Origin of the sequence: Micromonospora sp. DT15 (assembly GCF_049841475.1) — a bacterium.
Taxonomy (GTDB): Bacteria; Actinomycetota; Actinomycetes; order Mycobacteriales; family Micromonosporaceae; genus Micromonospora.
In genome coordinates, this window is sequence record NZ_JBNCKJ010000012.1 from 190,714 (window position 1) to 202,361 (window position 11,648).

Sequence of the window (11,648 nt, forward strand, 5' to 3'; positions counted from 1 at the left end):
GCGGCGGTTATGTCGGCGGCCTGGCCTACGCTGAGACGACCATGGCGAAGACAGACCTGCTGCGCACGAGCCGCGATGGCGATCAGTTCCATTACCACTGGGCGGCGCGTCGGTGCTTAGCGCTCTTGCCGCCGATGGCTCCGCTGACCGCCGTGGCTATCGAAGGGGCGTCGGCGGAGGAGTTCACTGGCGACGACGGTATCGTCGCAGGTGAGCAGGTTATCGACATTGCGGAGTACTTCGGGTCTGAGCAGCTTCCGGACGCCGACCGTGTGGTGTACCGGCAGTTGAAACACTCCACTGTCCGAGACGGCGAAGCATGGACGATGTCTGAGCTCAAAGGGACGCTGAGCGGCTTTGCCGAGCGGTTCACGAAGCTGCGGGAAACGGACGCCTCGCTGCTGGACAGGATCAGTTTCCGGCTCGTGTCTAATCGGCCTGTGGGCGAGAAGGTCAGCCAGACGTTGGAAGATCTCTCGGCTGGCAGTGCGCCGCGGCACAAGTCCCAGATGACACTGCTGCGAGGTTACCTCGGGATCGACGACGACGCGGTTGCTGGGGAGTTCTGCCGCTTGGTTGACCTTGGCAATCCTGAGCTGGGGCTGGCGGCGTTGAGCTTGGATTTCGAGCGGAGGGTTGGTGACTACCTGCCGGGAGTGCGTGGTGATGCGCCGCTTCGCCTCAAAGAGATCGTGTCGCGGCGGGCTACATCGCTGGAGGGTTCTAACTCCATCCGGCGATCAGACGTACTGGTAGCGCTTGGCGCAAGTGAGGACCAGCTCATGCCGGCCCCTTCCCGTCTGGCGCCGGTCGCGAACCGCCTCGATCGAAAGCAGTTCCGCGACATCGCCGATCAGATCGTGGGTGCTCAGGGGCCGATCGTCGTACATGCGGTCGGCGGGGTCGGTAAGTCCGTGCTGGCTGAGTCGATTGAAAGGCTTCTCCCTGACGGGTCTGAATGCGTCACGTATGACTGCTTCGGCGCGGGCGGTTATCGTCTGATCAGCGAGCTGCGGCACGAGCATCGGCAGGTGGTGCTGCAGATCGCGAACGAACTCGCCGCTCGTGGGCTCTGTCAGCCGTTGGTGCCTTCGGCCAGCGCCACCGCAGCGGACTACATGCGGGCTTTCCTTGACCGGGTAGCTTCCAGCGCCTTCGTGATGGGGGCGAGGTGCCCCGATGCGCTGCTGGTCATCGCGGTGGACGCGGCGGACAATGCCGTTACTGCGGCGCGGGAGTTCGGACATCGTTCGTTCGTGCCTGACCTGTTGCGGGAGAACTTGCCGGCCAATGTGCGATTGGTGATGTTTGCGCGCACCGAGCGAGTCGCGTCGCTGGGGGTGCCGTCAGGCACGCTGCGCATCGAGTTGCGTGGGTTCAACCTGGGAGAAAGCGGTGCCCACATGCGGGCCCGGTTTGCGGACGCGGCAGACGCTGACGTGGCGGAGTTTCACCACCGCACCTTTGGCAATCCGCGCGTGCAGGCCACGGCGCTGGCCGACGTGTCCAGCGCCGCAGCCTGCCTGCGGTCCCTTGCCCTAGCCGGGGTGCCGGACGCGGCCGGGGTGCTTGATGCGGTGATCGCGAGATCGGTCGGGAAGGTCCGCGACGAGCGGAAGATGACAACCGCTGAGGTCGACGGCATCTGCGAGGCACTGGCCGCGCTGCGGCCTCGGGTGCCGGTGCAGGTCATTGCCGAGCTGTGTGATATGCCGAGCGAAGCGGTCCACAGCTTTGTCAGTGATCTCGGACGGCCGTTGCTGATCGAGGGCGGCTGTGTGCAGTTTCGCGACGAGCCGACCGAGACGTGGTTCCGGGGAAACCACCGACCAGCAGGTCGCCGGCTCGACGGATTTCTCGAGCGGCTTCGGCCACTCGCCGACCGGCATGCCTATGCGGCGGCGTCGTTGCCGCAGTTGCTGTGGGAGGCCGGACGTCTGGCCGATCTTGTTGATCTGGCGGTGGACGGTGCGGCCCTGCCCGCGCTGAGCCCGCTTGAGCGGGCCGAGATTGAGCAGCAGCGGGTTCAGTTCGCGCTCAAGGCGGCGATGAAGCAGAAGGCTCGGGCGGCGGCGGTGCGGCTGGCACTGAAGGCGGGCTCGCTGTCACTGGGTCACACACGACGCCGCGAGCTGATTAAGGCGAACACACATCTGGCCGGTGACCTGCTCGACGCGCAGTCACTGGACGAGCTGGTCGCGCGGGGGCCTCTTGGCGAGGACTGGCCGGGTTCGAACCTGGCCTACGAGGGCTGCCTTCTGTCGTCTGCCGGTCAGCGTGATCTTGCGCGTAGCCGCCTGCGTAGCGCCATGGAATGGATCGACGGGTGGTCGAGGCTGCCTGAGTCGCTAAGTCGACAGCACCGGCTGGGCGGGTCCGACCTCGCGCAGGTCGCGCTGGGCCTGGTGAACACTGATGGGATTGAGGCCGCAGTCGCTTATCTCGGCGGCTGGCAACCTGCGGAGGTCGTCTACCGGGCTGGACGTATCGTGACGGCCGGTCTCATCGAGACCGGCCGTGTCGAGCAGATGGCCGATCTGATCGTGGCCGCCGAGCACAGCATGCCCATCCAGTTCGCCGCCCTCAGCCAAGCCGGAAAGTTCGATCTGCCCCTGGACGCCTCGGCTGCGCAGGCCGCGCTGGCGATGTTCGACGGGCATTCCGGGCGTATCGGCGTGGCTGACGGCGCGGACCCCTTCGGCAGCGATTTCGATGCCCTGTGGGCCGCCATCGCTTTCGTGACGGCTGCGGCGTCCCATGGCGTCGCCGAGCCGGCGCAGCTGGGGAAGATCTTGAGTCTCTACCTGCCGAGCGTGCCACCCAGAGGAATTGGGGCGACACACGGGACGTCGCTGGACGTGCTGCTGAAGGCATACGCGCTCAAGGCACGTATCGATGGCTGCGAGCTCACCGATCGGGATCTCGCCCACCCCGACCTTCTCAAGGAGCTCGACAAGCAGAATTACTCAAGCTCCCGTGACCTCGAGGAGTTCAAGCGCAACATCACGCCATCGTTGCCATGGGCGAGTCTGTGGGCACGCGTCGCCTGTTCGTCCGACGACGTCGAGGAGGAACTCGAACAGCTTGCCGCGAGCACCTACAGCCGTGGTGTCAGCGACTATCAGACACCGCGTCTGATGCTGGCATCAGTGGCACGGCTGTCGGCGCAGATCCTCAGCCGCCGTCAATACCCCGCCTTGATCACGAAGTACGGTGTCTGGCTGGAGACCGTCTGGGGCTACATGTTTTGGCCGACGCTGATCGACGTCGTCCGGCACAGCGCCCTGTCACGGCACATGGACGACGTCATCTTCGCCGTCGCAGGCCGGTTGGACGAGCAGGTCACCCGGGCACACGTCGCCGCCAGCGAGAAGATCGACATGTTTGCCGCACTCGCCAAAGCGATCCGTCCGGCCATGCGCGGCGAGGCGAAGGCCTACTTCGGTCGTGCGGTGGACACCGCCGACAAGATCGGCGACGACATCATGGACCGCTGGGCGGGGATCAACGCACTCGCGCGGCGCGCCGGTGACCTCGGGGAAGACCTTGAACGGGCCTACCGAGTCGCCAGGACATTCGAGGCGCTCAGCCCCTACCTGGAAGACGCCGCCGACCACGCTCAATGCATCCAGACGGTATCGGGGTTCAGCCATCGGTCTGCGGTAGCGATCGCCGCCCGGTGGCGCAGCCGCAACTTCGGATACGCTGATCTGGTACTACGGCAACTGCTGCAGCCAGGTCAAGGCCTCGCCGAGCAGGCCCCGCTGGCGGGCCTAGCCCTACTGCCCCTCGCCGAGACGTCCGACGTCCGCGCGGCACTGCAGACCGCACTGGAATCAGGGTCGGCCCACCCGCAGTTGCTCTTCGACACCGCAGGCGAATACGACCGCGTCGACTGGCATCCCGTCGACTACTTCGAGCACCTGGACGAACTCGCCGGACGGCGCACCGTAGACCTGTCCGGCACCGGCTACGCGCGAGACGCCCGCAAAGACCGAGCCGTCGACAACTACACCGCGACCCACCGGCACGGCATGTCGTGGGACGTCTCCCATTCCACCTGGGAAACGCGAAGAGCTCCCGACCTGGCAGAACTGGCCGCGATCGACGTGACCTGCGCTGCAGGGCTTGAGCAAGCCCGCCGCCTGTGCTTAGACCGCCACCGGAACCTCAACATCGACGACCTCATCGACGCGGTGCTCGCCACCACGTCACGCAACCTGCACGAGGCCATTACGACCTTCGCGCTGAACCCCCACCTGGAGGCGTACGCACACGGCAAGCTGCTGGAAAAGCTCGAGCAAGCCACCGGCCTGCCCCGTGCGGCGAGAGACGCCGCCCGTGACCTGGCCACAGCTGCGGTCAGCCGGTTCTGTGGCGAGATCGTGACACGCAGGTACCGGTCTTTGTCCATCGAAATGCTAAGCCGTGTCACTGGGCAGCCGCCGCAGGGCTTGTACGACACGGCGCTGGCGGAACTCGGCGCACGAAACGACCTGCTCGACTCAGAGTCCTGCTTCGCATTGGTCGGCAACACCGCGAAATGGCTGCCACCCGTTGACGCGCGAGACGCCTTCGACCAAGCCGCAGACGAGCTCGACTATCTCATCGATCCCGAGACCGCCGACGGCCCATGGATGCCTGGGCTGACTCCTCCAGAGGATCTGCGCGTCTGCGCCGCCGGGTACGTGTGGTCAGCGTTGGCCGACCCCGACGACCGGACCCGTTGGCTGGCCGCCCATGTGGTCCACCTGCTCGGCCGGCTCGGTGCCGAGGCAGAACTCGATGCCCTCGCCGAGTTCGCCGACGCCGCGCCCCCGCAGCCGTTCGCCGACAGCCGCGTGGCCTTCTACGAGCAGCATGCCCAGTTGTGGCTGTTCATGGGTCTGGAACGGGTCGTCATCGACAACCCAGCGAGCCTACGACCCTTCGAGGCGCAGCTACGGCGGATAGCACTCGGCACGCACACCCACGTGCTGATGCGAGAGAGCGCATGCCGATTACTGGACGCGCTCGACCGCCACGGGCTTATCGACCTGGACAGCGATGAGCGCGCCCGTCTGGCGGCACGCAACAAGCCGATCAGCAAGGTCTCAGCAACCCGAACACGCCGCAAGTCTCTCGGCTCAAGGCCGCGCCGGCGGCAGGGAGGCGCTTACCGCTTTCACTTCGACTTCGAAGAGCACTGGATCGAGCCGCTCGCGCGCTGTTTCGCCATGGACCCCGCAGAAGCGGTACGCATGGCTGGCGACGTGATTACCACGCTGTGGGGGCTCGACCTTCGTGAGGGCCGCGTCGAGGACCTGCGCCAGAGTCGGGGACTCTTCGACCGACAGAAGACGTTCTACTACAAGTACGACACTCCGACTGTTCACGATCTTGACTTCTATCTGAGCTTCCACGCGCTGATGACCGTTGCCGGTCAGCTCATCGACACCAGACCCGCCCGCGACGACCCCGATAGCTTCGACAGCTTCCCCGACTGGCTTCAGCGATTCCGTCCGACGCGCCCGGACGGCCGCTGGCTCGCCGACCGCCGCGACCCGGTGCCCGCTGATCGAAGCACGCTGTCCGACGCGGCATACCGCGACGGCACCTGGACGCAGCCGGTCACGTCAGAAGACCTTACCGCCCAGATCTTCGAAGCGGACCCGGGAATGATCAACATCTGGGAATGGTCCGAGCAGAACTACCACGACAGCACCGAGATCGTCATGGTGGAAAGCGCCCTCGTCGAGCCCGGCCGCTCCAACCACCTCCTCGCCGCCTGGCAGGCGTCCGCCAGCAGCTACGACTTCAGGGTTCCGACTGCAGGAGACGACTGCGAGATCGATCTAGCCGGCTACCGCCTGCTCGGCTGGATCAAGCATACGGACCTGGTCGGCGGCCTCGACGAGCGTGACCCGCTGGCCGGCGGCGTCAAATACCCCGGCCCCAGGCCCTCGAACGAGGCCTGCGCCTGGCTGGATCTGAGCTCAGATGCCGACCAGAGGCTCTGGCATCGAGACGGTCAGGCCGTGATGCGCTCCTACGTGTGGCGCGATCTTGTAGATCGCGACGCCAACCACACCACGGGCAGCCAGGGGCAGCGGCTCAGCGCGACAATCGACAGTCTGCGTCTTCTCACTGACGCCACGAACATGAACGTGATCTTCAAAGTGACTATCGAGCGGCGCAGACCCGCCGCCACGGGCGACAAGGCCGAATCAGATGACCCAGCAAGCAGATACACCGAACCCGATTTCAAAGTTGTCGTCTTCGACGGCCGCAGCGGGTTCGTCGAACTTTGACCAGGTTCTCGCGCTCGGCAGGGACCTCGCGTCCATGCTGGACACACATGACACCCTTGGCCGGTGGATGGCGCAGTACATCGCCGACCTGATAACCCGTGTGGAACATGCACCAGCGGGCCCCGAGCGTGAGGAGCTTCGCCGGGAGTGTGCCGGCGAGATCCTGCGACTGTGGAGCCACCGCCGCACCATTAGTAGCGACGAGCGTCCCATGGCGACCTACGAGGCACTACACCGAGCCCTCGCCAGACTCGACCCCAAGGCACCGCCGTGGGCCTTCTACCGCAGATTCGATGCAGAGAACACACCCACCCCCGAACAAGTCGCCTCCAACGCGCTGCTGTCCACGGCGCTGGCGGTGGAGAGCGCCGCACGCGACGTCGTTCGCTCTCTCATCTACAGCGCCGCGCAGGTGGCGTCAACCAAGGAAGCCAGATGGGTGAAACTGGCCAGAAAGCTTCCCGACGACGAGTTCTCCTTCCTGAAGTCATTGGACGACCTGATGGAGTCGGGCGTAGACGACAACGACGAGGAGGCCGGGGCTGACAGCGCCGCCCCTGACGCCCGGAAGCTCAGGGATCTCGAAAGACTGGCTGCGGCGTGCGAACGCGCGAAGTCCCTGCTCATGCAGTCCCGCGGCGATCAGCAAGAGACCGGTCAGGAGTTGTAGTTGTTGCCCTTCGATATCCAGATCTCGGCTGGCTAGGGACACATGAAGTCGTTCTGTGTGCGGTTACGGTGTCGATCCCATGCCGATACGAATCCTGAAGTCCGCCGGCTTTCGTCAAGCGGTGGCTATTGCGTAGTCGGTGAGAATGGGCCAGCGGCCGTTGGCCGGCTTCGTACCTGCGGCGCCGGATCCGCTGGCGTGGGAGACGTCCAGTGCACGGAGCCCCTGATCCCGTCCGTGTCCGCGAACGTCACGTCGGCTCGCCGCATAGGCAATCACCTGGAGAGCAGCCATCCCTGTTCCTGAGCGTGGACGATCGCCTCGATCCGCGTACGGGCGCCGAGCCGTCGGTACAGGGTCTGCAATAGGCGGTACATCGCGCGCTCGGAGTAGCCGGCCAGTCGGGCCAGTTCGGCGACCGTCATTCCGGCCGCGAGGTGGCGTAGCCAGGTCAGCTGATCCGCCGTGATTACGGGGTTGGCCTCCGCTCCCGCGAGTGCGGCGGCCACTGCGGCGGGTACGACCGTTTGCCCGTCGATCGTCGCCTCCACGGTCCGTCGAAGTGCAGCCGCGGAGACCTCGCGGTGCAGCACCGACCGCGCCCCGGCGCGTACCGCACGCGCGCCCAGGCCTGCCGACTCCTCGCTCAATACTGCGATGACGCTGCGTTCCGGAGCGTCTTGCCTTACCCGTCCGAGTAGGTTCCAGTCCGTCGCGTTGGCCAGTGTCAGCAGCATCAGGCCGGCATGGCTCTGACGGGCCCAGTCCAGGGGGTCCGTCGGGATGCCGACCTGGTATCCGGCTGCGGAAAGCACGGCGATAACCCCGTGCCGGTACATCGGCAGGGGGTCGATCACCGCGAGATCCATGGCGACGAGGGTAGGGAGCGCGGCGTGGTACCGGCGCAGACCCGGCGGGAACCCGCCGCAACATGTCGTGGTTCTGCCCGGTCCCTCGGCCCTAGCGTTGAGGGATGGTCGTCGACAACGACCTCGGGCTCGGGTCGTTTCTCCCGATCACCGAGGAGGACCGGGAGATCATCCGGCAGGCGAAGATGCTCAACATCCGGGTCACGCTGCAAGAGCGAAATGAAATCTTGTCGGTCGCCCGAGAGCTCAGGGAGTGGCAGCACCTGCCCGACGGGGATTTCGACCAGCGGGTTTTCGACGAGGTCGCAGTCCGGAGGTATCCGCGGTCCGCGCCGTCGCTCTTGGACGTCCGGGTGGTCATGGCCGCCCTCCGCGCCGGTCACCTCTCGTAGCGACGGTCACCTGCAGAATGCCGGCGTGCGAGAGGAGTTCCGGCAGGCGATCCAGACCCTCATGATGGCACTATGGTGCGGCTAGTCAGACCTCGATCACTTTGGGTGGCCGTGGCGGCGCTCGTCTCGGGAACGGTCCTGATGGTCGGCGACGTGCCGCGATGGTGGGGCCTGCTTAGCGACGATCAGGACAACGGGCTTCTGCGGGCAATCGACCGCGGTGACAAGTTCGCCAGTATCCTGTCTTTATTGGTCGGGATCGCCGCCCTGCGGGTGGCGATCTCACAGCGTCGCCAAGACGGTCGGGGGACCGGTTCCACCTCGAGGGCTGCCGAGCAAGCCCGGCAGGTGCTCGGATTCTTCGTGGACCGTCGCGGCGAGCGCTTCAGGCTCCGGTGGGCGTTGCGTGACCCGCGTTCGCGGCTGATCGTGGTGCACGGCCCGGCCGGCGTCGGCAAGACCGAGCTTGTCCGGCGCGTCCTGGCCAACGTAAGAATCGACCACCGATGGTACTTGGTGACCCCGGCCTTTTCTCCGACCGTGGACACCCTGTTGCGCGCCCTGAAGACGGGCGGGGTGGATGCCGAGGCCGAGCTACCACTGGATAGTTCGCCGCTCGGGCAATTGGAGGCCATCTTGCGCGGCAGGACGAGGAAGCCGTGCATCATCGTGCTTGACTCGGTCGAGCGATTGCTCGATGACGACCACAAGTTGACCGACCTTGCCCTCGACGAAGCGCTCGACTTGATTGCCACTGGTCCGCGGCACGGCGTCAAGGTCATGTTGATCTCCAGCGTCGTCCCGATGGCGGGGGCAGGCGGGACCTGGGTCGACGCAGCCTGCCGGGTCGCGGTGGATGGCCTACCGCTTGACTACTTCCGCGCGTTCGTCGAGAGGAGCGCAGGTGGCCGCGCCGGCCTGCTGTCCTCGCTCGACGACCGTCGGCTGGATGAAGTTTGCAGGGATCTCGGCGGCAGACCGCGCCTCGCCCAGCTGTTCGACGCGGTCCTGGAGTCGGACCAGGGCACGACGCCGCTCGACTTGGCCGGCGAAGTGCATGGCTGGGCTGCTCGGACCGGCGTGGACGGTGTCGGTGACCGTCTGCGGAGCCGGATGACCACGGCCTTCCGCTCCGACCGTCGGCAGGTTTACCGGGCCGTCGCCGCGTTCGCTACTCCGGTCGACGCCAAGGTGGTCACGGCTTTGGCCAACGAATTTCGCCCACCTGACGACCATCTCGAAATGGGCTTCGTCCGCAGCGAGTTGATCGAGCTGAGTCGATATGCTATCCACACTGACCGTCAGCAGCAGACGTTCTTCCTAGAGCCGGCCGAGGCGAGCCGGGTGCTGGTCTGGCGGGAAAAGATTGCCCGGGAGAGCATGGCTGCTGATCGGCGGCTGCTGATCGGTGCTGCCTGGCGGCTGCGGGCACGACGCCAGGCCGACCATCATGGGGACTGGGCCAATTCCCCGTCGTATCTGGCCGAGGTTGACGCCTGGCTGCGTGCCGACCGGGTAGACGGGGCCTTAAGGTCGATCGAGGATATAGAAGCCAAGGTCACAGATGGCAGTCCCCTTATGCTATTTCGGCGGCCACGGCGGCTGATTGCGGAGCAGATCGAGGCCACCGAGAGGCCGGCCAACTACAACGTCCTTGGCTACCTGCACCATGCCAGCGGTCACTTCGGACGTGCGGCGGACTTCTACCGGGCCGCGTACGCGCTTGCCGGCGACGACAAGCCTGGCTGGCGAGCCAGAATTTTGATCAATCTCGCTGGCCTTGAGTGGGCCCAGGGAAGCGTGGGGCACGCGTTCACCAACTTTGAGAAGGCGCTCAAGATGGCGCCGGACGACCCTGCGGTACGTGCTGGATCACTCGCCGGGATGGCCCGGTGCCGGCGACGCGACGGCCAGTACACCCTCGCACGGCGGTACCTGGCCCAGGCGTTGCGTGCGGCCGGGCCGCATCCCGGCCGCCGGATTCCGATCGAGTTGCGCCTGGCGCGTCTGTACGTCGAGATCGAACAGTTTCGGGAAGCCGAGTCGCTGCTCGATGGCGTCCGGGACGAGACCGAGGAAGTTAAGTCGCTGCGGGCGGCCTACCTGGACGTGCAGGCAGACCTTCGGCTGGCTCAGGGCGACCACGACCAGGCGAGGCGGCTCGCGCGCGACGCAGTGTCGCTGGCCCTTCCCGCCCACGACCCAGTGGTGGCCCTCCAGGCCCGCTCGACCCTCAGCGTGGTCTACATGCACGAAGGCCGGTTCAGCCAAGCTGCCCGGGAGGCCGCGATGGCCCGGCGGTACAGCGGCACCGACGCGCTGATCGTCCTGGCCATCCAGGGTGTCGCTGTCCGCCGAGCCAACGGACCAAGCGCGGCCCGATCTGTGTTCGCCGAGCTCGTTGACCAAGCCAACCTCCGCACCGGGCTCAATGACCGCGACTTCGCCGCCTGGACCTTGACGGGGATCGCCCGATGTGCCCAGGCCCTCGACACTCCCACCGGGTCGACGAAGCCCGCGCTCGACGACTTCACCCGCGCCCGGCATCCGTATGCCGAACCGGCACCCGCACTCACCAGGCTGATGACCTTTCTTCTCGAGACCATCGCCGCCGGCGATGAAGAGCGTGCCCGGTTGAGGCCCGCAGTCGACGACCTCCGCAGTTCACTGAGCCATTCCGCGCCAGGCCAAGGTGAACGATGACTCCCTAGCGGCGTCCCGCTGAGGAGGCTCTCGTGCTAACCAGGTCCCGGGCGGTCAGCCCGGGACCCGTCAGGTAGCCCGGTTTTCGTGCGGGCGGAACAGCGCCGAAGGCGCAACCCGTGTTGGGCATCGTTCGTGTCGCGGACACATCATTTTCGTACGAAGCGTGATTCGTGTTCGCGTTTCGCGCGATCCCCGTCCCAATGGGTGGGGATTTCTGCTGTGCGGGTCAGGGCGCTCGTCGGGGCGGTGAGCGGGAAGACCACCGTGTCAGTTTCTATGGCTCAGGCGTCGTAGTAGCACAAGATGATCATGTTGTTGAGCCGCAGGTGGCCAGCGACGCTGTCTGGATCCTGGTCGCGCATCACCGGGTGGTGGCGACGCAGGCAACTGTCGTGTCGAATCCTGTCCAGGAGATGGTCCTCGGACGTAGAGGGGCTTCTGTCGTCTCGATGAGGTGGGGCGGGTGCTGGTGTTGCTGTGTCGGCATCGGGTAGCCGGCACGGTCGTGGACCCAGTGGGAGTCCATGATTCGGCCGCACACGCCGCAGCAGATCACCCCGGCCAACAAATAGCAGCGGAGGACGCCGTCGGCTGAGGTCGGGGCGGTATGGATGGCCTGGACGGCGACGAAGTGTACTTCGCTGACCAGCGGAGTATGCGCGACCTCGCGGGAGATGCAGGGCCGGAGGATGTCGGAAAGTGTCAGAGAGTGCTGTGATGA

General features: G+C 65.9%; 5 protein-coding genes. 4 read left to right on the forward strand and 1 reads right to left on the reverse strand.

Features of this window, described 5'->3' with window-relative positions; genetic code table 11:
* The first annotated feature begins 41 nt into the window (after positions 1 to 41).
* Positions 42 to 6,290, forward strand: a complete 6,249-nt coding sequence (locus tag ACLQ3F_RS25405) for a hypothetical protein (protein ID WP_425851834.1) — start codon at positions 42 to 44, stop codon at positions 6,288 to 6,290.
* Between the two features lie 67 nt (positions 6,291 to 6,357).
* Positions 6,358 to 6,960: a hypothetical protein gene (locus ACLQ3F_RS25410; protein WP_425851836.1), complete on the forward strand. Its 603-nt coding sequence runs from the start codon at positions 6,358 to 6,360 to the stop codon at positions 6,958 to 6,960.
* Positions 6,961 to 7,235: 275 nt separating this feature from the next.
* On the opposite strand, the gene ACLQ3F_RS25415 is transcribed toward ACLQ3F_RS25410, so the two are convergent.
* Positions 7,236 to 7,829, reverse strand: a complete 594-nt coding sequence (locus ACLQ3F_RS25415) for a DNA-binding response regulator (protein WP_425851837.1) — start codon at positions 7,827 to 7,829, stop codon at positions 7,236 to 7,238.
* A gap of 104 nt (positions 7,830 to 7,933) precedes the next feature.
* On the opposite strand from ACLQ3F_RS25415, the gene ACLQ3F_RS25420 reads away from it, so the two are divergent.
* A complete protein-coding gene (locus tag ACLQ3F_RS25420; protein ID WP_355577616.1) occupies positions 7,934 to 8,221 on the forward strand; it encodes a hypothetical protein in 288 nt (95 codons plus the stop codon).
* Between the two features lie 111 nt (positions 8,222 to 8,332).
* On the forward strand, positions 8,333 to 10,924 hold the full coding sequence (locus ACLQ3F_RS25425; RefSeq protein WP_425851839.1) for a tetratricopeptide repeat protein: 2,592 nt from the start codon (positions 8,333 to 8,335) through the stop codon (positions 10,922 to 10,924).
* The last annotated feature ends 724 nt before the right edge of the window (positions 10,925 to 11,648 follow it).

What these genes read in the sequence shown, in the direction of transcription:
- ACLQ3F_RS25410 (WP_425851836.1), top strand. Translation starts at nt 6,358, where the DNA reads ATGGCGCAGTACATCGCCGACCTGATAACCCGTGTGGAACATGCACCA.
- ACLQ3F_RS25420 (WP_355577616.1), top strand. Translation starts at nt 7,934, where the DNA reads ATGGTCGTCGACAACGACCTCGGGCTCGGGTCGTTTCTCCCGATCACC.
- ACLQ3F_RS25405 (WP_425851834.1), top strand. Translation starts at nt 42, where the DNA reads ATGGCGAAGACAGACCTGCTGCGCACGAGCCGCGATGGCGATCAGTTC.
- ACLQ3F_RS25415 (WP_425851837.1), bottom strand. Translation starts at nt 7,829, where the DNA reads ATGGATCTCGCGGTGATCGACCCCCTGCCGATGTACCGGCACGGGGTT.